General features: G+C 57.0%; 23 protein-coding genes and 1 tRNA gene. 19 read left to right on the forward strand and 5 right to left on the reverse strand.

Features of this window, described 5'->3' with window-relative positions; translation table 11 throughout:
- Nucleotides 1-39: 39 nt before the first annotated feature.
- Genes ABJI08_RS10175 through ABJI08_RS10195 form a run of 5 tightly spaced genes read left to right on the forward strand, consistent with a single transcriptional unit; the run spans nt 40 to nt 3999 of the window.
- Nucleotides 40-822: an ABC transporter ATP-binding protein gene (locus ABJI08_RS10175; RefSeq protein WP_348401725.1), complete on the forward strand. Its 783-nt coding sequence runs from the start codon at nt 40-42 to the stop codon at nt 820-822.
- Nucleotides 815-1246 (forward strand): GNAT family N-acetyltransferase, encoded by a 432-nt coding sequence (locus ABJI08_RS10180; protein WP_348401726.1) that lies wholly within the window; start codon nt 815-817, stop codon nt 1244-1246. Before ABJI08_RS10175 ends, ABJI08_RS10180 begins: the two co-directional genes overlap by 8 nt.
- Nucleotides 1243-2127 carry an ABC transporter permease gene (locus ABJI08_RS10185; RefSeq protein ID WP_348401727.1) on the forward strand — a complete coding sequence of 295 codons (885 nt, stop codon included), beginning with the start codon at nt 1243-1245 and terminating at the stop codon, nt 2125-2127. Before ABJI08_RS10180 ends, ABJI08_RS10185 begins: the two co-directional genes overlap by 4 nt.
- Nucleotides 2127-2966 carry an ABC transporter permease gene (locus ABJI08_RS10190; protein WP_348401728.1) on the forward strand — a complete coding sequence of 280 codons (840 nt, stop codon included), beginning with the start codon at nt 2127-2129 and terminating at the stop codon, nt 2964-2966. Before ABJI08_RS10185 ends, ABJI08_RS10190 begins: the two co-directional genes overlap by 1 nt.
- A 43-nt stretch (nt 2967-3009) precedes the next feature.
- Nucleotides 3010-3999 (forward strand): ABC transporter substrate-binding protein, encoded by a 990-nt coding sequence (locus ABJI08_RS10195; protein WP_348401729.1) that lies wholly within the window; start codon nt 3010-3012, stop codon nt 3997-3999.
- A 99-nt stretch (nt 4000-4098) separates the two neighbouring features.
- Here ABJI08_RS10195 and ABJI08_RS10200 read toward each other — a convergent pair whose 3' ends face one another.
- A complete protein-coding gene (locus tag ABJI08_RS10200; RefSeq protein WP_348401730.1) occupies nt 4099-6789 on the reverse strand; it encodes an AsmA-like C-terminal region-containing protein in 2691 nt (896 codons plus the stop codon).
- Nucleotides 6790-7101: 312 nt separating this feature from the next.
- Here ABJI08_RS10200 and ABJI08_RS10205 point away from each other — a divergent pair, with 312 nt between their 5' ends.
- Together ABJI08_RS10205 and trxC are read left to right on the forward strand one after the other, a co-directional pair.
- Nucleotides 7102-8148 (forward strand): AbrB family transcriptional regulator, encoded by a 1047-nt coding sequence (locus tag ABJI08_RS10205; RefSeq protein WP_348401731.1) that lies wholly within the window; start codon nt 7102-7104, stop codon nt 8146-8148.
- Nucleotides 8149-8195: 47 nt separating this feature from the next.
- On the forward strand, nt 8196-8627 hold the full coding sequence (trxC, locus tag ABJI08_RS10210) for a thioredoxin TrxC (protein ID WP_348401732.1): 432 nt from the start codon (nt 8196-8198) through the stop codon (nt 8625-8627).
- Here trxC and ABJI08_RS10215 read toward each other — a convergent pair.
- Nucleotides 8611-9762 (reverse strand): geranylgeranyl reductase family protein, encoded by a 1152-nt coding sequence (locus ABJI08_RS10215; protein ID WP_348401733.1) that lies wholly within the window; start codon nt 9760-9762, stop codon nt 8611-8613. The two genes, trxC and ABJI08_RS10215, sit on opposite strands and share 17 nt — an antisense overlap.
- Before the next feature lie 103 nt (nt 9763-9865).
- Here ABJI08_RS10215 and ABJI08_RS10220 point away from each other — a divergent pair, with 103 nt between their 5' ends.
- Together ABJI08_RS10220 and ABJI08_RS10225 are read left to right on the forward strand one after the other, a co-directional pair.
- Nucleotides 9866-10261 carry an acyl-CoA thioesterase gene (locus tag ABJI08_RS10220; protein ID WP_348401734.1) on the forward strand — a complete coding sequence of 132 codons (396 nt, stop codon included), beginning with the start codon at nt 9866-9868 and terminating at the stop codon, nt 10259-10261.
- Nucleotides 10262-10383: 122 nt separating this feature from the next.
- Nucleotides 10384-10725 carry a BrnA antitoxin family protein gene (locus ABJI08_RS10225; protein WP_348401735.1) on the forward strand — a complete coding sequence of 114 codons (342 nt, stop codon included), beginning with the start codon at nt 10384-10386 and terminating at the stop codon, nt 10723-10725.
- Nucleotide 10726: 1 nt separating this feature from the next.
- On the opposite strand, the gene ABJI08_RS10230 is transcribed toward ABJI08_RS10225, so the two are convergent.
- Entirely contained in the window at nt 10727-10942 is a 216-nt protein-coding gene (locus tag ABJI08_RS10230; protein ID WP_348401736.1) for a hypothetical protein, read from the reverse strand.
- Between the two features lie 295 nt (nt 10943-11237).
- Between ABJI08_RS10230 and ABJI08_RS10235 the strand changes: the two genes are divergently transcribed.
- From ABJI08_RS10235 to ABJI08_RS10270, 8 genes are all read left to right on the forward strand, one after another.
- Nucleotides 11238-12086 carry a fumarylacetoacetate hydrolase family protein gene (locus ABJI08_RS10235; RefSeq protein ID WP_348401737.1) on the forward strand — a complete coding sequence of 283 codons (849 nt, stop codon included), beginning with the start codon at nt 11238-11240 and terminating at the stop codon, nt 12084-12086.
- Nucleotides 12087-12101: 15 nt separating this feature from the next.
- On the forward strand, nt 12102-13883 hold the full coding sequence (locus ABJI08_RS10240; protein WP_348401738.1) for an IlvD/Edd family dehydratase: 1782 nt from the start codon (nt 12102-12104) through the stop codon (nt 13881-13883).
- Nucleotides 13884-14039: 156 nt separating this feature from the next.
- Nucleotides 14040-14657 carry a class I SAM-dependent methyltransferase gene (locus ABJI08_RS10245; RefSeq protein ID WP_348401739.1) on the forward strand — a complete coding sequence of 206 codons (618 nt, stop codon included), beginning with the start codon at nt 14040-14042 and terminating at the stop codon, nt 14655-14657.
- A 196-nt stretch (nt 14658-14853) separates the two neighbouring features.
- The gene (locus ABJI08_RS10250; protein WP_348401740.1) at nt 14854-16209 is read left to right on the forward strand and encodes an FAD-binding oxidoreductase; all 1356 of its coding nucleotides are present in this window, start codon (nt 14854-14856) and stop codon (nt 16207-16209) included.
- Between the two features lie 102 nt (nt 16210-16311).
- Nucleotides 16312-17436 carry an MlaE family lipid ABC transporter permease subunit gene (locus ABJI08_RS10255; RefSeq protein WP_348401741.1) on the forward strand — a complete coding sequence of 375 codons (1125 nt, stop codon included), beginning with the start codon at nt 16312-16314 and terminating at the stop codon, nt 17434-17436.
- A gap of 11 nt (nt 17437-17447) precedes the next feature.
- On the forward strand, nt 17448-18254 hold the full coding sequence (locus tag ABJI08_RS10260; RefSeq protein WP_348401742.1) for an ATP-binding cassette domain-containing protein: 807 nt from the start codon (nt 17448-17450) through the stop codon (nt 18252-18254).
- Nucleotides 18255-18258: 4 nt separating this feature from the next.
- Entirely contained in the window at nt 18259-20352 is a 2094-nt protein-coding gene (locus tag ABJI08_RS10265; RefSeq protein ID WP_348401743.1) for an MlaD family protein, read from the forward strand.
- Complete coding sequence (locus ABJI08_RS10270) at nt 20349-21005, forward strand: ABC-type transport auxiliary lipoprotein family protein (RefSeq protein WP_348401744.1); 657 nt, start codon at nt 20349-20351, stop codon at nt 21003-21005. The genes ABJI08_RS10265 and ABJI08_RS10270 overlap by 4 nt, the downstream gene beginning before the upstream one ends.
- A gap of 203 nt (nt 21006-21208) precedes the next feature.
- On the opposite strand, the gene ABJI08_RS10275 is transcribed toward ABJI08_RS10270, so the two are convergent.
- Together ABJI08_RS10275 and ABJI08_RS10280 are read right to left on the reverse strand one after the other, a co-directional pair.
- Nucleotides 21209-21286 (reverse strand) — tRNA-Arg (locus tag ABJI08_RS10275).
- A 166-nt stretch (nt 21287-21452) separates the two neighbouring features.
- On the reverse strand, nt 21453-22904 hold the full coding sequence (locus tag ABJI08_RS10280) for a PLP-dependent aminotransferase family protein (RefSeq protein ID WP_348401745.1): 1452 nt from the start codon (nt 22902-22904) through the stop codon (nt 21453-21455).
- Nucleotides 22905-23013: 109 nt separating this feature from the next.
- On the opposite strand from ABJI08_RS10280, the gene ABJI08_RS10285 reads away from it, so the two are divergent.
- Nucleotides 23014-24147 (forward strand): Gfo/Idh/MocA family oxidoreductase, encoded by a 1134-nt coding sequence (locus ABJI08_RS10285; protein WP_348401746.1) that lies wholly within the window; start codon nt 23014-23016, stop codon nt 24145-24147.
- Between the two features lie 27 nt (nt 24148-24174).
- Complete coding sequence (gene iolE / locus ABJI08_RS10290; protein ID WP_348401747.1) at nt 24175-25068, forward strand: myo-inosose-2 dehydratase; 894 nt, start codon at nt 24175-24177, stop codon at nt 25066-25068.
- The last annotated feature ends 15 nt before the right edge of the window (nt 25069-25083 follow it).

The following is a 25083-nucleotide window of genomic DNA, read 5'->3' on the forward strand; positions in this document are numbered from 1 at the left end:
TCAGACCATCCACGCGGATGAAATAGAGACGAGATCAGAATGAGCGAAGCCCCTGTCATATCAGCGAAAAATCTGAGCCTGACCTTTGAGACAAATGACGGCCCTGTGCATGCGCTCAAGGACGTTACTCTGGACATCAACAAGGGCGATTTTGTCAGCTTTATCGGCCCTTCGGGTTGTGGCAAGACCACGTTTTTGCGGGTCATGGCCGATCTGGAAACGCCAACGGCAGGCGAGATCACGGTGAATGGCGTCAGCCCCGAAGAAGCACGCAAAGCGCGGGCTTATGGCTATGTGTTTCAGCATGCGGGGCTTTACCCCTGGCGCACAATTGGCGGCAATATCCGCCTGCCGCTGGAAATCATGGGCGCTGATAAGGCGACGCAGGATCAGCGGGTGGCCGAAGTTCTGGAACTGGTGCATCTGGACGGGTTTGAGAAGAAATTCCCATGGCAGCTGTCGGGTGGCATGCAGCAGCGGGCTTCGATTGCGCGTGCACTGGCGTTCCATGCGGACATTCTTTTGATGGATGAGCCGTTTGGTGCGCTGGATGAAATTGTGCGCGACCATCTAAATGAACAGGTTCTGGACCTTTGGGCGCGCACCAACAAGACCATTGGCTTTGTGACCCATTCGATCCCCGAGGCGGTGTACCTGTCGACGCGGATTGTAGTGATGTCACCGCGTCCGGGGCGGATCACGGATGTGATCGAAAGCACATTGTCGCGCGAACGCCCTTTGGATATCCGCGACAGTCCTGAGTTTATCGAGATCGCGCATCGGGTACGGGATGGGCTGCGCGCGGGGCATGCTGATGACTGAGCTGTTGATCAGACGTGCCGTGCCCGACGACATCCCGGCGATGCTGCAAGTGGTGTGTGACTGGGAAAACGCAACACCCTGGATGGTGTCTGTGCTGGATAGGGCCGGGATCGAAGCCTCAATCCGGGATGTATTCGGTTCCCGCGAAATCTGGGTCGCTGGCAAGCCCGTCGAGGGGTATTTGTCATTCAATCCCGAAACGCTTCAGGTGAGCGGTTTGTACTGCGCCAGACCCGGAAACGGCGTGGGCAAGGCGCTGATGGACCGGGTCAAACAAGGCCGTGACGCGATCTGGTTACGCACCCATGAACCCAATGAGGCGGCGCAAAAGTTTTACCGTCGTGAAGGTTTTGTCAAAGTGTCACGCCACGCACCTGAACCGCCCAATGTGTTGCACGAATTGCGCATGGAGTGGTCGGCATGAGCGCGTTTTGGTTTCGGCTTGGCCCAATTATCACCGTTGTGATCGCCATCTTTGTGTTGTGGTACGCCGGGGCTGTGGCGCTGAATTCTGCATGGGCCTATGACAAGGCCAAGCGGGCCGAGGTCGAACTGACCACGTCCGAGTTAATCGCTGACACATTGAGCCAGGAAAAACCCAAACTGCCTGCACCACATCAGGTAGGGCGCGAGATTTGGAAGACCACCGGCGAAATGGTGGTTAAGGGGCGGGCGTTTTCGAAACGGTCGCTGATTTATCACAGCTGGATTACGTTGAGTTCGACATTGCTTGGATTTGCCATGGGCACGGCGCTGGGCATCGCGCTGGCCGTGGGGATTGTCTATAACCGGACTATGGATATGAGCGTGATGCCGTGGGTGATTGCGTCCCAGACCATTCCTATTCTGGCGATTGCACCGATGATCATCGTGGTGTTGAACGCCATCGGGATTTCGGGATTGCTGCCCAAGGCTGTGATCTCGATGTATTTGTCGTTTTTCCCGGTTGTTGTTGGCATGGTCAAAGGGTTGCGAAGCCCCGATCACATGCAGTTGGACCAGATGAAGACGTGGAATGCCAGCGGCGGGCAAGAGTTCCGAAAGCTGCGCCTGCCTTCGTCGATGCCGTATCTGTTTACCTCGCTTAAGGTGGCCATGGCGGCCTCGTTGGTGGGGGCTATCGTGGGGGAATTGCCCACTGGAGCTGTCGCTGGCCTGGGCGCGCGGTTGCTGGCAGGGAGCTATTACGGTCAGACGATCCAGATCTGGAGCGCGTTGATCACCGCAGCGGCGCTGGCGGCGTCTTTGGTGGGGCTGATCGGCGTGATCCAGCGGGTTGTTCTTAAACGGATGGGGATGGCGTGATGGGCTGGCTTATTGCAGGGCTTGTGATCTGGGGTGCCGGTTGGGCATTGAATGTCTGGCTGGCAGGTCAACCGCGGACCCGTTTCACTGCGCTGGCGGTGCCGGTGATCTTTGGGCTGACGCTGGTGCTGATCTGGGAATGCGTTGTGCGTGGGTTCGAGATCAACCCGGTGTTGTTGCCGCCACCCTCATCTATCTTACTTCGCTTTGGCACGTCGCTGCCAATTCTGTGGCAGGACTTTGTGCAGACCGCCATCAAGGGCGCGCTCAGCGGCTATGTTATGGGATGTGGTTCGGCGTTTTTGACGGCGGTTGTGATTGACCGGTTCCCGTTCTTGCAGCGCGGCCTGTTGCCGGTGGGCAATTTTGTGGCGGCGCTGCCTATTATCGGTATGGCGCCCATTCTGGTGATGTGGTTCGGCTTTGACTGGCAATCCAAGGCAGCGGTTGTGGTGGTCATGGTGTTCTTTCCAATGCTGGTGAACACCGTGCAGGGATTGCAGGCCACGGACGCGATGCAGCGCGACCTGATGCGCACTTATGCGTCCGGCTACTGGCAGACATTGCTGAAACTTCGTCTGCCTGCGGCCATGCCCTTTATCTTCAACGGGTTGAAAATTTCGACAACACTGGCGCTGATTGGTGCCATTGTGGCCGAATTCTTTGGCTCGCCGATCAAAGGCATGGGGTTTCGTATTTCGACCGAGGTCGGGCGGCTGGCGCTTGATATGGTCTGGGCCGAGATTGTCGTTGCGGCAATCGTTGGGTCTGCGTTTTATGGCGGGGTCGCGCTTTTGGAAAAAGCGGTCACATTCTGGCACCCGTCCCAAAGGGGCTGAGCAAAAATAATAAACAGAAAAGTTCAACAAGGAGAATAAGACAATGAAAACAATGATGACAACGATCACCGCAGCAGCAATGGGGCTGGCAGCCTCGATGGTGCAAGCAGCGGATGATGTCACGCTTCAGCTGAAATGGGTCACACAAGCTCAGTTTGCTGGATATTATGTGGCGCAGGATCAGGGCTTTTATGACGAAGAAGGTCTGAACGTGACCATCAAACCCGGCGGCCCTGACATCGCCCCGGCGCAGGTGATTGCCGGTGGTGGCGCAGACGTGGTGCTGGACTGGATGCCATCCGCGCTGGCCAGCCGTGAAAAAGGCCTTGCGCTGGTCAATATCGCGCAGCCGTTCAAAAGCTCGGGTATGATGCTGACCTGCCGCAAGGATGCCGGTGTGACGGCACCCACCGATTTCGCCGGCAAAACGCTGGGTGTCTGGTTCTATGGCAACGAATATCCGTTCCTGAGCTGGATGAGTAAACTGGGTCTGGCCACAGATGGTTCAGATGGCGGCGTGACCGTTCTCAAGCAAGGCTTTAACGTTGATCCGATCCTTCAGGGGCAGGCCGCGTGTGTGTCGACCATGACGTATAACGAATACTGGCAGATCATCGATGCGGGTCTGACCCCGGACGATCTGGTGGTTTTCAAATACGAAGATCAGGGTGTGGCGACGTTGGAAGACGGCATGTATGTGCTGGAAGACAACCTGAGCGACCCGGCCTTTGAAGACAAAATGGTGCGCTTTGTGCGGGCCTCTATGAAGGGTTGGAAATGGGCCGAAGAGAACCCGGATGACGCGGCGATGATCGTACTGGACAACGACGCATCGGGTGCACAAACCGAAAAGCATCAAAAACGTATGATGGGTGAGATTGCCAAGCTGACGGCAGGGTCAAACGGCGCGCTGGATCCGGCGGATTTCGACCGCACAGTAGACAGCCTGATGTCGGGCGGGTCTGATCCGGTGATCACCAAAAAACCAGAAGGCGCATGGACACATGCGATCACAGATAAAGCCCTGAACTAAGGGTTTTAACCGCGGGGAGTGCGGAAAGGGCCGGGGGGAAACCTCCGGCCCTTAGCTTGTTCCAAGGTTTGGATTGCGGCGTTCAGACGCTGATCGCCGTCACTGCAGTTGCAGAATATCAGGGACGCAAAGTTTGCGCTCGGCGGGCATTTTGTCCTTGCCATCTTTACGCTTCAACCGCTTTGGACCATCTTTTACCTTGATTTTAGGATCAGCGAGCGGGCCCTTTAGAGTGATCGGCCAAGGGCTGCGCGAGAGCGGTTTGCCAATCTTGCGGGGTTGCAGATTAAGGTCCACAACTTTGTTTTTCAGGTCCGCCCCACCAAAGACGACAATCTGCACCTGATCGGTTTCCAATGTGGTCTGCTTTGTTGAGACGCTTCCGTTGGAAATGCTGATTGGCGCGTGCAAACAAACGATTGGTGCGACCTTTTGTTTATCCTTGGAAAACAGCCAGGGCAATACCCCAAGACCCGCCAGATCCAGCAGTTGGGTTTCAATGGATCCCTTGCGCAGGGACACGGTCGCATTGCCATTCATAGTGCTGGCAAAGTGCTTCACTGATTCCGTGCCACCGGTGAGATTGAAGTCGGCGTAAATTGTGCCGCTCGCGCCCTTTTTGAAATTCAGGTGGTGCAGGATATCGTCCAACCGCCATCCCCCGGCCTTGCCGGAAATCGTGAACAGGTGCGCTTCGTCAGAAAGATCCATATGGCCGTTCACGTCGAAATTGCCGCCACCATATTCAAACACCAGAGGTCCGGCCTTCAGATCGTTTTCATCCAGCGTCAGCCCGCTTTTCAGGCTGCTGATGCCTTTGGCGCCTTCGATGTGGCGCAGGTCAATGCCGATATCCATGTTCAGACCTGACAAAAGAACAGAGCGCCCAATGGGTTTGAGCGTCACGTCGCGAAGCGCGCCGGTGTCTTCGGGCGCGTCGGTTGCGTCCGCGTCATCGGATGCGTCTGACGCGTCTGTCTTTTCGACGGGCCCTTCGGTCGTGCCTGCATTGCCCAGCTTTCTCAGCTCACCAGCAGCCAATACGATGCTGCGAATTTCATCAATATTGATGAGATCGCTTTCGATCGTTCCTTTCAAAACAGGTTTGGTTGTGGCGTCATCCAGACTGGCAGAGATTTTCAGAACCGACTCTGCGACGGAAACATCAACACCCGTGCTCCAATCGGTGCCCTGGCTGACCAGAGTGATGGCAAGGTTGGCGTGGCCGGTATCCACCGGTTCCAGTGACAATGCCTGCAACAGCGCGGCTCCGGAGGGGACATCGACGTCAATACCCAGATCGATATCCTCGAACTTTAGCACGTTTTTGACGGTTCCGTGGACTTCGAGATTCCAGATGTCGGTTTCGCTGGTCTTGGCATCCAGATTGCTGAGTTCAAGTTGATTGATGTCGCCATTCAGATGAAAATCACCGGAAAACTTGCCAAGCTGATCATCTGTGCCCAGATGCTCTGACGAGATCAGGCTACTGGCCTGAATATCCAGCACGCCCTCTGCGGCGATACCTTGCAGTTGTAACGCGTCCTCAACAGAGGCGTCCAGGATCACAAAAGGGTCTGACGGAACGCCGATCCGCAAGTTAACATTCCCAACCCGTAGCGCACCGTCCGATGTTCTGGAAAGCCCGGAAAACTTAATCGGGGGTGGGCCTTCGCCGGACGTGTCCAGGGTAAAGCCGTTGGTTTTGATAACCATTTCACGCTGCGGGATTTTTCCCGGCACGCTGTCGATGACCATATCAACCGCAATGAGCTTGAGGTTTTTACGCGTTTCCGCCGGTGCGGGTTCATTGTCTTCCGGGTATAGCCTGATCCGGGTGGTCAACGAGACGTCTTCGGGGTTGCCGAGCTCTCCTATTTGTCCTGTCACAACAAGGCTTTGCCCGGTGGACAGTTCGACCTGAACATCAAGGTCATCAATGCGGGCGACGTTGTCCTTGGCCTTGAACGTTGCGCCCACGGTGCCTTTCCCTTCCAGCACGCGGTTCAGCTTTGCCACATCCAAAAGCTGTCCAAGTTCGGCAATATCGACGCTTGCTTTGACTTCCAGCCCCGTGTCTTGCGGAACCTGACTGGCGGCAATGGATATCTGTTCGAAATCAGCTGTTACCTGAAACGGGTCTTTTGCGGGGAAGGTGCCCTTTAGCTCAAACGTTTCGCCATTCAAAGATCCGGAGCCGGTCACAGTTGCATCTTCTGTTGCGCTGGCGCGCGCCAGTTCCAGATCAGAAAGCTGCAGGTCCAGATCCAGCCCGTTCTGAGCGCTTTGGTACAGGACGGAAATGTCCGTCAGCGCAATTTTGCGATCTGCCAGAATGTCAGCAAGTGCGTTGTTTGAGGATTTGGCAGGCTTGTCGGCGTCAGTTTCTGGTTTGGCCAAAGACTGCCACGTGGTTGTGCCATCCTCGGTGGTCAGCAGATTGACGTGAACGCCCGCCACAGAAAGATTGCTTAATGAGAGCTTGCCATTCCAAAGGTCTTTTGTAGCGACGTCAAAGCCCAGCGTGTCGATTTTTGCGAGATCTTTGTCAGAAACAGAGGTGCCGGGGAGCACAAGACCAGCTGCCGTAATCTTCAGCTTTCGACCGATGCCGATGCGCAGTTCATCTTCAATAACAACATCTTGACCAAGTTTCTTCGAGATCAGATTTTCAACGAATGTGGTCCTCATTGGGGAAAATAAGGATGACGACAGAACCAGCCATGCGGCAACGGCCACAAAAGCTATGGTGCCGCCACAAATCAATAAACCTTTCACGACGTATCGCACGCGCTTCTCCCTTATCGCTGGATTTCCACTAGGAACGCCTAGTCTGCTACAAATTCTTATATTCTAAAAGCTTAGTGCTGTTTCGAATTTCTCTCGCCCATTTCAAACATGACACGCACCTCTGGCAACCTCCATTTGTCGAAACTGGGAACATTGACGCACAAATTCCTGTTTTTCCTTGTTTTAAGGGCTATGAGATTATGCAACTTTCAATACCCCAACAAATTCGGCGATGTGATGCGCACGGCGGATTGAGACGACGCAATTCGCCCTTTGCTTTGTTAACCACCCGGAATGTGATAGCGGCGTAATATGAGAAAGTTCACAAGCGAAAATGCGGTTGTTGTGACGGTCCTGACGCTGATGGCGGGCGGGCTTGGCGCGGCGCTGGGGTGGGCCGTTGGGTTGCCGTTGTTTCAGCTGACCGGCCCTGCGTTGTTGGTCAGCGTGCTGGTTTTGGCCGGGGCGCCCTTGCGCGTGGTTGTACCGCTGCGAGATGCGGCTTTTCTTTTGGTCGGGATCAGCATCGGAGCAGGGCTGAACGCACAAGCGCGCGAAGCCATCCTGCGCTGGCCTCTGGCGTTTCTGGCGCTGGCCGTTTCTTTGGTCGTGATCCTGCTGGTCAATCGCGCGCTGTTGTCGCGGTTTTTTGGATTTGACCGTCGCGCCGCATTGCTTGCGTCATCGCCCGGACATCTGAGTTTTGTGGTGGCGCTGAGCGTGTCTTATGAGGCCGACGCAACGCGCATTGTGGTGATCCAGACCATCCGCGTTCTGGTGATGAGTGTGGTTGTCCCGTTCGCGCTGACCGCTGTTGGCGCTGAAATGAGCACGGCCCTGCCAATTGCGCCCGTGCTGATGAGCTGGGGCGCATTTGCCGCTTTGGTTGCCGCGGGCGCAGTATTTGGTCCGGTGCTGAAACGGTTCAAGGTGCCCGCGCATTTTCTGATTGGTGGCATGCTGGTGTCTGCGCTGGCGCATCTGCTAGAGCTGACACCGGGCGGCGTGCATCCGTTGCTTGGGCTGGCCGGATTGGTGGTGATTGGCACACTGATCGGTACGCGGTTTTCCGGGATTACCCTGACACAATTGCGACAGACCTTTTTTGCAGCGTTCACCTCAACCAGCGTGACGCTGCTGTTGTCAGCGGCTTTTGCGATTCCGGTGGCGTGGTTTTTGATAGTCCCCGTGTCACATGTGGTGGTCGCATTTGCGCCGGGTGGGCTGGAGACCATGATTGCGATGGGTGCCCTTTTGGGGGCGGATGCGGGGTTTGTTGCAGGCTGCCATCTGGGCCGTTTGCTGCTGTTGCCTGTTTTGCTTCCAACAATGCTGGCACGGTCTTCCAATGGGCAGTGAAGTCCTTATATCCACTGCAAACGCAATTTGACGTATCGGAGCGTGGCATGAGCGGCAAGAAACTTACCTGTTTTAAATGTGGTCAGGTCAACCGGGTGCCGTTTGACAAGCTGATGGCCGAACCGAAATGCGGAACATGCGGCACCGGGCTGATGACTGGCGGCGTGCCCGAGGTGGATTTGGCGACGCTGGAAAAAGCGGCGCGCACGGATGATGTGCCCATCGTGGTGGATTTCTGGGCACCATGGTGCGGGCCCTGTCGTCAGATGGCACCGCAGTTTCAGGCCGCAGCATCTGATCTGAAACCACAGGCGCGACTGGTCAAGCTGAACACCGAAGATCATCCCAATGCCGGTGCGAAATTCCGTATCCGGGGCATTCCGACGATGGCCGCATTTTCGAATGGAAAAGAACGTGCACGTCAGTCTGGTGCGATGCCGTCATCCGCCATTGTTTCCTGGGTTAAGGCGAGCGTCTGAATATATTCAGAATGTAATGCGGCAGGCGCGCCAGCACGCTGCGCGCCAGCTCTGGATATTCAATCTCGCCAGCCAGCAAACGCATGTATTGCAGTCGCACGGTGCCTGACCGGCGAAAGGTGGTGACAAAGATCTTTTGCCAGCGTGGCGCAAAGATAATGCGGCGCAACCGGCGCGCAATCCTGAGGTTGCGGTGCAGGTCGGTCAGCGCGCTTTGATAGCGAGTGATCGCCATGTCCGGCTGGTCTGATTTCAGCGCATCGCACGCCGCCTGTGCCGCCAGCTGGCCGCTTTTCATGGCAAAGGCGATGCCCTCGCCGGTGATCGGATCAACCAGACCGGCGGCGTCTCCGGCCAGCAGAATGTGACCTCGCCCAGGTGTCTTGCGAAACGCTCCGAAGGGCAGATAGTGCCCCTTGACCCTGACCTGTTCTGCATCGATCCCAAGCGTGCTCAGATAGGCAGAAAACCGGGCCTTCATATCGGGGTTTTCCGCGTGTAGCCCGCCAATGCCAATCGTCGTGCTCTGGCATTTGGGGAACGACCAGCCATACCCCCAGTTTGCAGCCCCAAGGTCGATACGCAGCGGTTGGTTCCCGTCGGGTCGCCCGCCATTTGGCGCTTCGATTTCAAGGCCGAACCCAATTGTGTTTTTGTCAAAAGGACTGCCGAACAGGTGACGGGCGATGATGGAATTCACCCCGTCTGCGCCGATCAAGATCGCCGCTGTAAGCGTTTCGCCATCCCGAAAAATAACGGAATTATCAGTGATTTGCGCAATCGGGCGTCCGGTGAAATCCTGCGCCCCGGCGTGGAGTGCGTGCTGAAACAATCGGGCGTCCAGATCCAGCCGCATGGTCAGATGCAGGGGCGGCACGTCGCGCAACACGGCCAGTTCGCGCCCCTGATGCCAAAACGCGAAATCGGTCCGGGTCACGGCGTGTGACAGATCAAATTCCTGCCCGAATATCTCGGTGTAATAAGTTCGGCTGCGTTCAGTGAACAGCCCGCCGCACAGCTTGTTACGCGGAAACTTTGCCTTGTCCAGCAAGGCAACCTTGTGCCCCTGACGGGCGGCGCAGGTGGCGGCGGCGCTCCCGGCCGGGCCGGCGCCAATCACGATGATGTCAAACACTGGACAAGGCCTCGATTACAACACAGCGGTTCTAGCAACTTTCCATGCGTTTGCCAGCACCCTATGGTGAAGGGGCGAGGACTGGTCCGAAAGGGGATTGAGGATGAACGAAACTGTGACGCCCAAGGGCGAGCTGACGCTGCGCACATTGGCGATGCCTGCAGATGTGAATGTAAACGGCGACATCTTTGGCGGCTGGGTGCTGAGCCAGATGGACATCGCCAGCGGGATTGTGGCGGGCACACGGGCACGTGGGCGCGTGGCCACGGTTGCGGTGGATGCGATGAAATTCATTCGTCCTGTGCATGTGGGGGATGTCTTGTGCATCTATGCTAGGGTGGACCGTGTCGGGCGCACCTCGATGGCCATCGGGCTTGAGGCATGGGCCTTGCGCAACCGGCATGGGAAACGGGAAAAAGTGACCGAAGCGACGTTCACTTATGTGGCGATCCACAGCAACGGAACACCGCGCCCGGTGCCGCCCGAACAAGAGGCTTAAGGGCCAAAAAGACGGATCGGCAGGCCGTCGGTAACACGTCGGTATTGCGTCAGCGTGCCCGAACGCTTGTCTAAGACGGTCTTAAACCCATCGGCGCAATGTTGTGGCAAAGGAGATTTGCCATGACAAACCGACCCCTGAGCAAGACCCGGCGCATTGCCCGCGACCGTCTCACCCGCAACCTGATTTACCTGAATTCCGAAATGTGGCTGTCAGCCGCAATGCGAGAGGACGTGCCCGAAGCGTGGCACACGCTGGAACAGGATGTGGATGTGGACGAGCCCAAGGAAAAGATCACGCTGTATGTGGATCGGTCTGTGGCCAGATTTTATCGCGCGATGGGTAAAGGCTATCAGGAACGGATCAACCGATTGCTGGCCACCTGGGCGCAAATGAAGATTGCCGAAGAACTGCGCGTGGACGCGCTGCTGGCACAACGGTTTGAAGAGAACGATCAGGTGTAACTCAGGCCTTGTAAAAACCCATCTCGGTTTGCTCTGTGTCCGAGCCGCGCAGGCCGTTCAGGCCCCAGATCATCAGACCTGACAAAAACGGAAACCCAAGGGAGAAGGTCATATAGGTCAGGATGCCATGAAGGATCGTGGCGTCCTGAAACAGCACTTGGATTGTCGCGACGACAATTCCGATAAAGCTTCCGACAAAGATCAGGATCAAGGCCATTCTGGTGCTCTCCCATTGTTCAGGATCAGCAGAACAGGGGAATAAGGCGAGATTGTGACTTGTATACGGCCTTGATTGGATGTGTCGCCGTTGGTCGTGTGAATTGCCCTGCAAATCGCCCGGTTCCCGGTCAACGCGACATTTTCAGCAAAAATCGGCTTTTCCCCGGACCGGGCACATGGTCATATGCAGCCAGATTTAATGACACCCGTACTGAGGCCGATGCACAAAGAGGGCGTGAAAACGTCGTCTGCAGCATTGCACGGATGGGGCGCGCAACCAAAGGAACACATTCATGAAGCTCATGCGTTATGGCGATCGCTACGGTTCGAAAATCCCTTGCATTGTCGATGGCGACGGGGTGGCGCGGGACGCGTCCGCGATTGTAAGCGACTTTGGGCCGCGTACGCTGACCCCTGAAACCATCGCGGCGCTGAAGGCGGCGGACCCGGCCAGCCTGCCAGTGGCCGATATCGAGGGCAAACGGCTGGCCCCGCCCGTGGCGCAACCGTTTAATATTTATTGCATCGGTCTAAACTATTCCGATCACGCCGCCGAAGCCGGAATGCCGGTACCGGATGAACCGATCCTGTTCAACAAATCCACCGGTACGTTTTGTGGCGCCAATGACAATCTGTTGTACAGCCCGAAGATGACCAAGCTGGACTGGGAAGTTGAGCTAGGCATTGTGATTGGCAAGAAAGCCCTGAACATCACCAAAGATCAGGCGCCGGATCACATTCTGGGGTACACGCTGGTCAATGATGTGTCCGAGCGTAGCTGGCAGCTGGAACGCGGCGGGCAATGGGCCAAGGGCAAGAGCTTTCCCAACTTCTGCCCCACTGGTCCGTGTCTGGTGACAGGTGACGCGTTGGGTGATCCACAGGCGTTGGGTATGTGGCTGGATGTGAATGGCGAACGTATGCAGACAGGTAACACCGCCACGATGGTCTTTGATTGTGCGACCATCGTCAGCTACCTGAGCGAATTTATGCAGCTTGAGCCTGGCGATCTGATTTGCACGGGCACACCTCCGGGTGTTGGCATGGGCATGACGCCACAAAAGTTCCTGAAAATCGGCGACACTGTGCGCCTTGGCATTGATGGATTGGGCGAACAGACCCAGACCGTCGTGGCTCTTTAATCTGGGAAGACAGACATGAAACTGCGTTCACAACAATGGTTCGACAATCCTGACAACCCGGCGATGACCGCGCTTTATATTGAGCGGTATCTGAATTTCGGCATCACCCGCGAGGAACTGCAATCGGGCAAGCCGATCATTGGCATCGCCCAGACCGGGTCTGACTTGAGCCCGTGCAATCGGCATCATATCGAGCTGGCCAAGAGGGTGCGCGATGGGATTGTCGCGTCGGGCGGGATTTGTTTTGAGTTCCCGGTGCATCCCATTCAGGAAACCGGCAAGCGGCCAACGGCGGCGCTGGACCGCAATCTTGCCTATCTGGGGTTGGTTGAGAGCCTGTATGGCTATCCGATTGACGGGGTCGTTTTGACCATTGGCTGTGACAAGACCACGCCCGCCTTGTTGATGGCCGCCGCTACGGTTGATATTCCGGCTATTGCGCTGTCGGTTGGGCCGATGCTGAATGGCTGGCACAAGGGCAAACGTGCCGGGTCGGGCACGGCTATATGGCAGGCGCGCAAAGAGCTTGCGGCGGGCGACATTGACTATGACGGGTTCATGGATGTGGCCACGGCGTCGGCGCCCTCGGTGGGCTATTGCAACACCATGGGCACCGCCAGCACGATGAATTCGCTGGCCGAAGCGCTGGGCATGCAATTGCCCGGCAGCGCCGCGATTCCGGCGCCTTACCGCGAACGGGGCCAGATTTCTTATGAAACCGGCAAGCGCATCGTTGCAATGGTGCACGAAGACCTCAAACCCAGCGACGTGATGACCCGCGCCGCGTTTGAAAACGCCATTGTTGCCAATTCGGCCATCGGGGGCAGCACCAATGCGCCAATCCATCTGAATGCCATCGCGGCGCATCTGGATATCGAGCTGACCAATGACGACTGGCAAAATGTCGGGCATCAAATTCCGCTGTTGTGCAATGTGCAGCCCGCTGGCGACTATCTGGGTGAGGATTTCCATCAGGCTGGCGGCGTACCCGGTGTGATGTCGGAACTGCTGGCCAATGACGCGCTGCCGCATCCCGGTGCAATCACCGTGAGCGGCCAGAGCATGGGCGAGATATATGCCAACGCGTCGGTCAGCAATGCGGACGTGATCAAACCGTTTGGCGCCCCGATGAAAGACGCCGCCGGGTTCATCAACCTGCGTGGCAACCTGTTTGACAGCGCGATCATGAAAACCTCGGTGATTTCGCCGGAATTTCGGGCGCGCTATTTGTCCAATCCCGATGACCCCGAGGCGTTTGAAGGGCGTGCCATCGTATTTGACGGGCCAGAGGATTATCATGATCGCATCGAAGACGATGCGCTGGGGATCGACGAGTCTTGTATTCTGGTGATCCGGGGCGCGGGGCCAATCGGTTATCCTGGCGGTGCCGAAGTGGTCAATATGCAGCCCCCGGCCAGCCTGTTGAAACGCGGGATCAACGAATTGCCTTGCATCGGGGACGGTCGCCAGTCCGGTACGTCCGGCAGCCCGTCGATCCTGAACGCGGCGCCTGAGGCCGCGGCGATGGGGGGACTGGCGCTGTTGGAAACCGGGGACATGGTGCGCATTGATCTGAATTCGGGTCGGGCGGACATACAGGTGGATGACGCGGTGTTGGACGCGCGGCGTGCGGCGCTGGTCGAAGCGGGTGGGTTTGCCTATCCCGAACACCAGACACCGTGGCAGGAAATTCAGCGTGGTATCGTGGATCAGTTCGACAAGGGCATGGTGCTGAAACCGGCGGTCAAATATCAGCGTATCGCCAAGACCAAAGGCATCGCGCGCGACAATCACTAAGCGCGATTGCAGGCTTGCATGAGGGTGGCTATCCGATCAGTTTAGACCGGATAGCCATCGTGGCACGCTCCCGAACGTGCGGCGTGGGCCATGAGTTCAACGATGCTTGTGGATGGCGGCAGGACAGCCGGGTGACACAAATCAAGGGAGCCAGGCATGACCAAACCCCCACAGCCGGAACTGGCCGCGCGCACGCATGACATTTACGAGGAACAGGCAGAGCAATTTGACCGCGAGCGCAGTCGTAAGTTGTTTGAGGCGCGCTGGCTGACCCGGTTCTCGGACGGGTTACCGCGCGGCGCGCGGGTGCTTGATCTGGGCTGTGGCGCGGGTGAACCGATTGCCAGCTGGCTGATTGGCGAAGGGTTTCACTATACCGGCGTTGATATTGCCGAGGCGATGCTGACCATCGCACGCGGGCGTTGGCCGGAGCGGGATTGGCGACAGGGTGATATGCGCGCGTTGGATTTGGGTGAACAGTTTGACGGGATCGTCGCGTGGAACAGCTTTTTCCACCTGACCCGAGATGAGCAGCGGGCCTGTTTGCCGGTGCTGGGGCAACACCTGGCGCCGGGCGGGCATTTGCTGGTCACGGTGGGGCACAGCGACGGCGAAGTCACGGGCCGTGTCGGCAATGCAGTTGTTTATCATTCCAGCCTGTCCCCGGCGGAATATGCCCGGTTGTTAGAAGACCACGGCATGCTGATGACCGGGTTTCTGGCGCAGGACCCGGATTGCAACAAACACAGCGTGTTGCTGGCCCAAAAAATCTAGAACTCATGCGGGCAGATATGTTTGTTGGGCTGGAATTCCGGTGTACAAGCCGCTTTGTTTATCAGTACAATTTTTAGAGCAGGTCAGCGTTTCCTGCCTGACACCTGGTAAAGGGAAGCCACATGACGGATGATGCGAAACGGCGGCGCGTATGGCTGTATGAGCATCTGAACAGAGTGGTTTGGGCCGGGCGTGATTGCGGGGTAAACGCGTGACGGGTGACGTGATCCGCCGACTGCCCCGGCAAACCGGACCGGCGGCGTGGAACGTGATCCTGGGGCCGCAACCCGAACCAGAGCGGCTGGAAACCGACAAAATGGCAGAGTTTGTTGTGATCGGGGCCGGGTTTTCCGGTCTATCCGCAGCAAGGCGTTTGCGACAGCTGCATCCGCATGCGCGCATCGTTGTGCTGGAGGCGGGGCGCGTTGCTGCGGGGGCGTCGGGGCGCAATTCGGGGTTCATGATGGATCTGCCCCACACGCTGACCGCGCGGGACCATATCGGGACCGGCGATGATCCAACACTGATTGCGTTGAACCGACAGGCGCAGGCGTTTGGGCACGCGGCGGTTCAGGCCTATGACATCGCGCCGGATTTCTTTGATCCGGCGGGCAAGGTCATTGGCGCGGCCGGGCCGAAATCGCAGGCGCATAACGAAAGCTATGCGGCCCATTTAGACGGGTTGGGCGAGCCGTATGAGATGTTGGACGCGGCGCATATGCGCGAGCTGACGGGCAGCGATCATTACCTTTCGGGGCTGTATACGCCGGGCACCGTGATGCTGCAGCCCGCTGGATATATCCGTGGGCTGGCGGCCGGATTGCAGCGCGAAGATGTTGAGATTTATGAAAACTCTCCGGTTCTGAGTTTCAGGAAGCAAGGGTTGTCCTGGCGTATTAATACACCGAAAGGGTCGGTTGAGATCGGGCGTGTGATCCTGAGTGTGAATGGCCATCTGGAGAGCTTTGGCTTTGCCCGCAACCGATTGAAGCAGATGGTCCTGTTTGCTGCCATGACACCAGAGCTGAGCCCTGATGAGCTGACCCGGCTGGGGGGGCGGCCGCGCTGGGGGATCACACCGGCAGAGCCGATGGGCACCACGATCCGGCGCATTGATGCGGGGCAGGGTGGGCAGCGGATCGTGACCCAGACCTGCGCGGTTTTGCGGCCGGGGTTGGAAGCTAAGCCGTCGGACCTGAACCGTGCCACAAAGGTAATACAGCGCAAATTTGATCAGCGTTTCCCTCAGCTTGCCGGGATCGATATGGAACATGTCTGGGCCGGGCAAGTGTGTTTGAGCCAGAACAACGTGTCGGTGATGCAAGAGGTCGAGACCGGGATTTATTCGGGCTGTGTGCAGAATGGGCTTGGCACCGCGCGTGGAACGCTGACCGGAATTGGCGCGGCGGAAATGGCTTGTGGTCATGTTTCGGATATCACGGATTATTTCGGGAATCAGGCAGCACCGACGCCGCTTGCGCCGCGCCCGTTTCGTGAAATCGGCGCAAATGCAGCGCTGCGGTTGCGCGAATGGGGCGCGCGCGCCGAGTGAATCGCAAAACATGTGCCGGTTTGGCGTCGTACAGGCATTTGTAATGCGCCGAGCTCGTTTTTTAGGTTGCAGTCCCCCTCTCAATTGATCTTTGATCAGCGCATGTCTGCGCCTACCCTCAAAATGGAAGGTTCCGGTAACGGAGCCGTCCTGCATCTGGCTGGACGGTTTCTCACGCAATCGTTGGGGACCGTGGAAAAGGCGTTTGCGGATGTCAAAGCGGCGCAAGGCGTTTTGCAGATCGATATGGCACAGGTCGAAATCGTGGACACAGGCGGTGCCTGGATGATTTCCGACCTGATAAAGCGCCTTGAGACCGAAGGCGTCAAAGCCGAGCTGGTCAATGCCGCGCCGCAAATTCTGACCCTGATCGACGCGGTCAATCAGGCGATCCCGCACGAACATGGACAGGAAGAACCCGAACGCGGGTTTCGGGCGTGGCTGGAAAACTTTGGTAAGGGCGTTGAACGCTGTTGGATCAGTGGCGTGTCAATCATGAGCTTTTTCGGGCTGACGCTGGCGGCGCTGACGCGCGCGGTGTTTCGTCCGTGGACTTTGCGCTGGGCATCTGTGGTCAGCCACATGGACGATGCCGGGTTCAAGGCGGTGCCGATTGTGGCGCTGATGGGGTTCCTGATCGGGGTGGTTCTGGCCTTTCAGGGGGCAACCCAGCTGCAGCAATTTGGCGCCGAGGTTTTTGTGGTCGAACTGATCGCGATCTCGATCCTGCGCGAGCTGGGTATTCTGCTGACCGCGATCATTGTCGCGGGCCGGTCCGGGTCGGCGTTCACGGCTTCGGTTGGCTCGATGAAAGTGCAGGAAGAAATCGACGCCATGCGCACTCTGGGGCTGGACCCGATTGACGTGCTGGTGTTGCCGCGTGTTCTGGCGCTTTTGATCATGCTGCCGCTTTTGGGGTTTGTCGCGAATATGGCAGGGCTGTTTGGCGGCGCGTTGATGAGCTGGATCGAGCTGGGTGTCAGCCCGGGCATGTTTGTGACCCGGCTGCAGGACACGATTGGCATCTGGCATTTGCTGGTCGGTATGATCAAAGCGCCGTTTTTCGCGCTGGTGATTGGTGTGATCGCCTGTTGGCAGGCGTTTCAGGTTCAGGGATCAGCCGCCAGCGTCGGGCAGCGCACAACATCGTCTGTGGTGCAGGCGATTTTCTGTGTCATTGCCATCGACGCGCTGTTTTCCGTGTTTTTTGCGCAGATGGGGGTCTGATGGACGGTGTCATGCAACCACAATCTGCCCCGGTAGATGATCAGCGCGAGGCGGTGATCAAGGTACGCGGGCTGCGCAATCAGTTTGGCACACAGGTTGTGCACGACAATCTGGACATGGATGTGTGGCGCGGCGAAGTGCTGGGTGTGGTTGGCGGATCAGGCACCGGCAAGTCGGTGATGCTGCGTACAATTGTCGGGCTGAACAAACCCGCCGCAGGCAGCATCGAGGTGCTGGGCGTGGATGTGTTGAACGGGTCCGAGCAAGACCGCAAAAGCGTTGAACAACGCTGGGGCGTGGCGTTTCAGGACGGGGCGCTGTTTTCATCGCTGACGGTTCTGCAAAACGTGATGGCACCGATGCGCGAACATCTCAAGATGAGCCACGGGCTGATGAAGGCACTCGGTGAATTGAAGATCAGCCTTGCCGGATTGCCACCGTTGGCCTGTGGCAAGTTCCCTTCGGAATTGTCGGGCGGCATGCGCAAACGCGCAGCACTTGCGCGGGCTTTGGCGATGGACCCCGAGATTGTATTTCTGGACGAACCCACAGCCGGGCTCGACCCGGTTGGTGCGGCGGCCTATGACGATCTGATTGGGGAATTGCAGCGGTCACTGGGATTGACGGTGTTCATGGTCACGCATGATCTGGACAGCCTGTATGCGATTTGCGACAGGATTGCCGTGCTGGCTGAAAAGCGCGTTTTGGTCGACGGACCCATTGAGATGATGACCGATGTCGATCATCCGTGGGTTCAGGAATACTTCACCGGACCACGTGCCCGCGCGGCGCAGGTCAAGGGATTGGGTAAAGGGTAGGCGGATGGAAACACGTGCAAACTATGCGCTGATCGGCGCCTTTACTCTGGCCGGGATTATCGGGGCTTTCGGGTTCTTGCTGTGGCTGGCCAAGATCGATGTGGAACGCCAGTACACCTATTACGATGTGCTGTTTGAAAACGTTTCGGGGCTGAGCGCGGCAGGTGGTGTGCGCTATAATGGCTTGCCGGTGGGCACGGTTGTGGACCTGAAACTGGATCAGGACGATCCTTCCAAGGTACGGGTGCGTATGGAGCTGGACGCGCGCACGCCGGTCACGGATGACACCATTGCGCAGCTGAACTCAAGCGGCATCACCGGGGTCAGTTTTGTGGCCCTGTCCGGTGGTTCGCCGGATGCCTTACCACTGCCAAAGAACAGCGTAATCCCCAGTAAACCCAGCGCGTTGGAGTCGATATTTGAAGGCGCGCCAGAGCTGTTGGAAAAGGCGATTGTGCTGTTGGAAGACGTGCAAAAGGTGGTCAACGAAGACAACCGTCAGGCTGTTTCTGATTTGCTGGGCAACCTGTCTTCGGCTTCGGGCCGGTTGGACCGTGCGCTGGAGGATTTCGAAACCCTGTCCACAGAGCTTGGCGATGCGGCGACAACCATTGCCGGGTTTACCGGGCGTTTGGGGCAGTTGTCGGATACGGCCGAAGTAACGTTGAGCGAAGCCACTGAAACGCTGGTGACGGTGCGCGGAACGGTTGAAAACGCGTCATCTGCCTTTGTGACGGCGGACGGGTTGATGCAGGGCGAATTGAAAGAGTTCATCGCGCGCGGCGCGGATGCGGCAAGCACATTGGATTCGATGATCACGACGCTGGAGCCTTCGGTGATCTCGGCCTTTCAGACTGCGCAGGAATTGATTGAGCAGCGCATGCCTGCGTTGCTGTCACAAGTGCAGGAAACGGCGCAAGTGTTGGAACAGCAGGTGGCCTCGGTTGGCACAGATGCGTCGTCGTTTATGGCGCGTTACGAAGAGGTCGGCGCAGAGGTGCAGGCCCGCGTGCAACAGGCGGAAACCGCGATCACCGCGTTTGAAGAGGCCACGGTTGCGGCCACGGCCACGCTTGAATCCGTGCGCAAAACGTCTGACACCGCAGGGGTTGTGATCGAAGGCGATATCAAACCGCTGGCCAATGAGGCCACCGAGACGTTGGCATCGGCGCGGGTTTTGACGCAGGATCAATTGCCGGGGTTGATCGATCAGACCAAAGCCACGCTGGCGACGGTCAATCGTGAGGCGCAGGCGCTCTCTGCCGGGGGCAAGGATATGCTGGCCGAGGCCACGGCGCGGCTGGTCGAGGCCAAGGCCACGCTGGCATCGTTTGAGACCGCGCTGACCGAAACCGACCAGATGATGAATTCGCTGGAAGCAACTTCCGACAGCGTTGGAGAGCTGGTGCGCGGCGATGGTGCTGAGCTGATCAAAGACGCTCGTGTTGTCGCCCAGGAGGCGCGCGCGGCGGTTGAGACCATAAATCTGAGCGTTCAGCAGGACTTGCCGGGGCTGTTGGAAGACGTACGCACGGCCACGACGACAGCCAACCGGGTGGTCGATCAGGTGGGCGCAGACCTGCGCACTGCGTCGCAAAACTTTGAGAGCCTGTCCGATGAAAGCGGTGTTGCGCTGGTGGCGGCGACCGAGGCATTCAACAACGCGAATGAAACGCTGGCGGCCATCACTTCGGCGATGGATTCCGCCGAAAGCACACTGGGCACCGCCGAACAAACGTTTGACAGCGTCAACACCGTGATCGACGAAGATCTGGACGTGATCGTGGCTGACATCCGGGTGGCCGTGGACGCATTTACCACAACTGTCACCGGCGTTTCGTCAGACTTTAATCAGGTGTCGGACGAGGTGCTGGCGGCCTCGAAATCCGCCTCCAACCTTGTCGGCACAATCGACAGCATTGTTCAGGACAACCGCTTGCAGGTTTCGGAATTCATGCGGGCCGGGTTGCCGCAATTCATGAGATTTATTGAGGAATCAAGGTTGCTGGTGTCAAATCTGGATCGGCTTACCAGCCGGGTTCAGCGTGATCCGGCGCGCTTCCTTTTGGGAACACAAAATTCGGAGTTCCGTCGATGAGATGGCTTTCACTATTCCTGTCCCTGCTGGCGATCTCGCTGCTGAGTGCCTGCGCCGGGATTGGCTCGCTTAATCGGGCGGCTCAATCAAGCGAGCTTTACTCGCTGACCCCCAAAAGCACGTTTGATTCATCCTTGCCGCGCTTGCGCCAGCAGATTGTGGTTGAGGAGCCCACGGCGACGGCAGCGGTGGACACAGATCAGGTGGCCGTGATGCCCAACGCGCTGCAGGTGCAGTACCTGCCGGGTGTGCGCTGGGTCGATCGGGCGCCTTTGATTGTGCAGTCTTTGCTGATCGAGAGCTTTGAGAACAGCGGCAGAGTGGCAGCTGTGGGGCGGTCGACCGTTGGGCTGCGGCCGGATTATATGATTGTCACGGACATTCGCGAATTTCAGGCAACCTTGGTCAATCGCGAGGATGAAGAGAGCGCGCTTCAGGCTGAGGTTCGGCTGAACATTAAAATCGTGGACGCCTATTCCGATCACATAGTGGGTTCTAGTTCATTTGAGAAAATTCGCGTCTCTGCCAGCGATGAAATGATCGATATTGCCACGGCGTTTGACGGCGCACTTGGGTCTGCCATGCGCGGCGCGGTAGAGTGGAGCATTCGCAAAATCCACACCCATGCCAGCCAGAACCCCAGACCGTTTTAACCCGTGTAATACGTCAGCCCGTAAACCGTACCGCACATAAGCGGCGGGCAGGGCGCGGCGGCTAAGAGGGGGATTTCACTTTGGCCGTCGAATGGTCGCGCTGAAAGACGCAGGCATGGGACTCGGAAAACCGGGCCAAAATGGTCTTGGTTTGAGAGGGACATAACAAATCACATGTTCGTCGGATTAGTGGGGGATGTATTTGGCGAGCCGTGGAGGACTCGAACCCCCGACCTGAGAATTAGAAGTTCCCTGCTCTAATCCAGCTGAGCTAACGGCCCGCTCTACTTTCGGCTGTATCAGCCAAATATCCTGCCCTGTCAACCATGTAGAGCAGTTGGAAAGCTCTCATCAATGGCGTCTGGATCAACCGGTGGTGATCGTCATGAAGAGTTAGCAAATGAGTGGCTCTTTTTGCAGGCGTCCGACCGCTTTGAATATCAACAATCAGTGGTTTTGGAGGATTTTGCGCAGCGTGGCGAACGAGGGTGCAAGCAGATTTTCGGGTATGGCGGCATAGCCCAAAAGAAATCCAGACGCGGCAGGCGCATGCACGCCGTATTTTGACAATGGAACGAGGCTCAGCCCCGATCCAATTGCGTCTTGCGAGGCGCTTGTGTCATCTATTGGCGCTTGGGCTAGACAAGCGATCTGAATACCTGTTCTGCCATCAATGGCCGTCAGTTTGGTTCCCAGAGTTTGTTCCAACATGTGCAAAAAGGTTGTTCTGCGTTCGAAATAAAGTTTGCGCATTCGTTTGAGGTGGCGCGAGAAATGCCCTTCGCGCATGAATTTATTGAGCGCAGATTGCAGCACAAGTGACGGATGTTGGCCGGTCACACCAAGCGCGGTTTCTATTTTTGTTGCCAAATCCGGCGGCGCAACAATGTAGCCTATGCGCAGCGACGGAAACATCACTTTTGAAAAGGTTCCAACGTAAATCACAGGTGCATGATCGGCCAAACCCTGCATAGCGGGAATAGGATCGCCAAAGAAGCTGTATTCTCCGTCATAGTCATCCTCGATGATCCACGCGTTTTTGTCCTTGGCAGCGGTCAGCATTTGCAACCGCTGATCCAATGGCATCGGGATGCCCAGCGGATGCTGACAGGCGGGGGTGAGGTAGATCAACTTTGGATTTGGGCTGGCAACTGCAGGAAGGCTCCAGCCGTTTTCATCAACGGGCATGCTGACAAGTGATGCGCCTGCGCATGCGAAGGCGTTTTTTGCGCCGATAAAGCCCGGGTCCTCCATCCAGACGGTATCTCGCTTGTCGATCAACAGCCGGGCAAGCAGGTCAAGCGCTGCTTGTCCCCCTGTGGTCAGTACAATGTTTTGAGGTGTGCATTTCAGCCCGCGTGAAACTGTCAAATAAGAGGCAAGGGTAGATTTCAGTTCGGCATGACCAGAGATTGAATGATACCCGAGCAGGCTTTCCTGAGACGGCGCCGACAAACGTTTCAAAATGGCGCCCCAGGTTTTATGCGGGAAAGTCGCGGTTTCAGGCAGCCCAGGATGAAAGACGGATGCGTCTGTTGTATTTTGCAACAGCAGCTGCTGGCTCAGCGTTGTACCGTGTCTGGAAAGCGTCGGGCCCGCGGTCGAAGTTGTGCCGCTTTGGGGCGTTTTTGCAAAACCCCTGGTATTTGCGACCCGACAGCCCGATCCTCTCCGGCTGACCAAATAGCCCTCGGCGATGAGCTGGTCATACGCGCTGACAACAGTATTGCGTGAAATCGCCAGTTGCGTCGCAAGGGCACGAATGGCGGGCACTTTTGCTCCGGGGTCTAACCGCTGTTCGTGAATGAGCAATCGAAGCTGGTCACGCAGCTGAAGATGCAGAGCTTGGCCCCGATCCCGTTCAAGCTGAATCGAATCCAGCGGAAATTCTGATTCCATTTTTGAACTCATCAAAATTGTACCCAGCGAAAAGTAAATAAGTGTCTCTATTTTGGGTCCAATTATCGTGAGATGACTCGCTAAATCAAGGTTGTTGGAGAAAACCAAAATGGAAATAAAAATCGGGCTGATTGGCGCAGGCTTTATTGGCCGCAGCCATGCATTGGCCATCAACGCGGTGAACAGGGTGTTTGGGGACGAGCATTTTGTTGCTACACCCCACATGTTGGTCGAAGCGGACGAAAAGACCGCGACCACAATGGCGCAACGTTTTGGGTTTCGGATCGCGACGACCGATTGGCAGCGGGCCGTGGTCGAATGCGACGCGGTTGTTATCGCCGTACCAAGCTATCTGCACAAAGACATCGCCATCGCCGCCGCCAAGCACGGAACGCATGTCCTTTGCGAAAAGCCGGTCGGTCTGTCCAGCGATGAGGCCGCTGAGATTGCCAATGCGGCGCGGGCTGGCAACGTGTCCCATCTTGTTGGTTTCACATATTTGCGGTCGCCCTTGATCCGATACGCGCTTCAAGTGCTGGAAACTGGGGAGCTTGGGAAGCCCCTGCACTTTAAAGGATGGCATTGCGAGGACTACGGTGCCGACGCAACACAGCCGTTCACCTGGCGTCACGATGCAAGCCTTGCGGGCAAATGCGGCGCGTTGGGCGATATGGGGTGGCACGTGTTTGCAATCGCACGCGCGTTATGCGGCCCGGTCACCGACCTCAGAGGGGAGGTCGCAACGTTCCATCAATCACGCTGCCTCGCCTCGGACCCCACCACAAACCGCGCCGTTGAAAATGAAGACTGGTCCAACAGCACGCTCAAGTTTGAAAGTGGGGCTGTGGGTTCTGTCGAAGTCAGCCGGGTCGCCCATGGTCATAAAATGGATATCGGATTTGAGCTGATTTGTGAGCAAGGCACAATTGTCTTTCGCGGCGAGCAGTCCAATCAGATCGAAATCTATCGGGCCGGTGAAGACAATGCCGGCGCAGGATTTCGCACGGTTCACATCAATGCAGAGCACCCGGATTATGGCGCTTTTATCCCTGCGCCGGGCCATGGATTGGGCTTCAACGACCTTAAGACAATCGAGATTCGCGATTTTCTGATGTCCATCTCTAAACAGGAACAACACGGCGCCGATCTGGACGATGCGGTCTGTATTTCGCGCATCTGCAAGGGAATTCTGCGCTCGTCACAAAAGGGCGGCGGCTGGATTGTCGCGCCCGAAACCACCTGAACAACGATCACAACACTGGAAAATAAAATGGCACTAAAATTCGCAACAAATCCAATTGGCTGGACCAATGATGACCTGCCCGATCTGGGCAAGGAAACGACCCTTGAACAATGTCTGAGCGAAGCCCGCGCGGCCGGTTACGAGGGCATCGAAATGGGCGGAAAATTTCCTCAGGACGCCGCCGCCCTGAACACACTTTTGGGCGCACACGATCTGAATTTGGCATCCGGTTGGTGGGAAGGAAAAATCCTTGACCGTGGAGTCGACGCTGAGTTTGAGGCGATGCAGGATTATCTGCAGATGCTCATTACATTGGGGGTCAAACATTTCGTTTACGGCGAAGGGTCCTGCGGTCGGCTTGAAGGCATTTGGAAACCAATTTCTCAGCGCCCTGTATTGGCGGAGACTGAATGGGAATCCTACGCCGCCGCGCTTTCAACATTGGCGGACAGAACAGAGGCGCTTGGAATAAACTTGGCGTTGCACCCCCACATGGGCACAATTGTCGAGACAGATGCCGAGATTGACCGCGTGATGCAATTGGTTGGACCATCAGTAAAGTTGGCCTTTGACACGGGGCATTGCACCTTTGCGGGTGGCGATCCGGTGGCCGTTTGCGCCAAACACGCGGACCGCATTGTGCATCTTCATTGCAAAGACATACGGACAGACAAGCTTAACAAAGCCGTCTCGACGGACATGTCGTTCATGGATGCGATTCTGGATGGCATATTTACTGTACCCGGCGATGGTGGTGTCGATTTCGGGGCCATTCTGAGTTCGTTGCAACAGGCGAATTTTGACGGTTGGCTTGTTGTCGAAGCCGAGCAAAACCCGGAAAAAGCCCCTCCGTTTTTCTATGCAAAACTCGGTTTTGAAAACCTGTCAACTCTCGCGGCAGAGGCAGGGTTTGCCGCCTGACACGCACAGGATCGC

Origin of the sequence: Shimia sp. (assembly GCF_039969785.1) — a bacterium.
In the GTDB taxonomy this organism is placed as follows: Bacteria; Pseudomonadota; Alphaproteobacteria; order Rhodobacterales; family Rhodobacteraceae; genus Shimia.

Coding starts and splice junctions, on each gene's coding strand:
- ABJI08_RS10175 (WP_348401725.1), top strand. CDS start 40: ATGAGCGAAGCCCCTGTCATATCAGCGAAAAATCTGAGCCTGACCTTT.
- ABJI08_RS10180 (WP_348401726.1), top strand. CDS start 815: ATGACTGAGCTGTTGATCAGACGTGCCGTGCCCGACGACATCCCGGCG.
- ABJI08_RS10185 (WP_348401727.1), top strand. CDS start 1,243: ATGAGCGCGTTTTGGTTTCGGCTTGGCCCAATTATCACCGTTGTGATC.
- ABJI08_RS10190 (WP_348401728.1), top strand. CDS start 2,127: ATGGGCTGGCTTATTGCAGGGCTTGTGATCTGGGGTGCCGGTTGGGCA.
- ABJI08_RS10195 (WP_348401729.1), top strand. CDS start 3,010: ATGAAAACAATGATGACAACGATCACCGCAGCAGCAATGGGGCTGGCA.
- ABJI08_RS10205 (WP_348401731.1), top strand. CDS start 7,102: ATGAGAAAGTTCACAAGCGAAAATGCGGTTGTTGTGACGGTCCTGACG.
- trxC (WP_348401732.1), top strand. CDS start 8,196: ATGAGCGGCAAGAAACTTACCTGTTTTAAATGTGGTCAGGTCAACCGG.
- ABJI08_RS10220 (WP_348401734.1), top strand. CDS start 9,866: ATGAACGAAACTGTGACGCCCAAGGGCGAGCTGACGCTGCGCACATTG.
- ABJI08_RS10225 (WP_348401735.1), top strand. CDS start 10,384: ATGACAAACCGACCCCTGAGCAAGACCCGGCGCATTGCCCGCGACCGT.
- ABJI08_RS10230 (WP_348401736.1), bottom strand. CDS start 10,942: ATGGCCTTGATCCTGATCTTTGTCGGAAGCTTTATCGGAATTGTCGTC.
- ABJI08_RS10235 (WP_348401737.1), top strand. CDS start 11,238: ATGAAGCTCATGCGTTATGGCGATCGCTACGGTTCGAAAATCCCTTGC.
- ABJI08_RS10240 (WP_348401738.1), top strand. CDS start 12,102: ATGAAACTGCGTTCACAACAATGGTTCGACAATCCTGACAACCCGGCG.
- ABJI08_RS10245 (WP_348401739.1), top strand. CDS start 14,040: ATGACCAAACCCCCACAGCCGGAACTGGCCGCGCGCACGCATGACATT.
- ABJI08_RS10255 (WP_348401741.1), top strand. CDS start 16,312: ATGTCTGCGCCTACCCTCAAAATGGAAGGTTCCGGTAACGGAGCCGTC.
- ABJI08_RS10260 (WP_348401742.1), top strand. CDS start 17,448: ATGCAACCACAATCTGCCCCGGTAGATGATCAGCGCGAGGCGGTGATC.
- ABJI08_RS10265 (WP_348401743.1), top strand. CDS start 18,259: ATGGAAACACGTGCAAACTATGCGCTGATCGGCGCCTTTACTCTGGCC.
- ABJI08_RS10270 (WP_348401744.1), top strand. CDS start 20,349: ATGAGATGGCTTTCACTATTCCTGTCCCTGCTGGCGATCTCGCTGCTG.
- ABJI08_RS10280 (WP_348401745.1), bottom strand. CDS start 22,904: ATGGAATCAGAATTTCCGCTGGATTCGATTCAGCTTGAACGGGATCGG.
- ABJI08_RS10285 (WP_348401746.1), top strand. CDS start 23,014: ATGGAAATAAAAATCGGGCTGATTGGCGCAGGCTTTATTGGCCGCAGC.
- iolE (WP_348401747.1), top strand. CDS start 24,175: ATGGCACTAAAATTCGCAACAAATCCAATTGGCTGGACCAATGATGAC.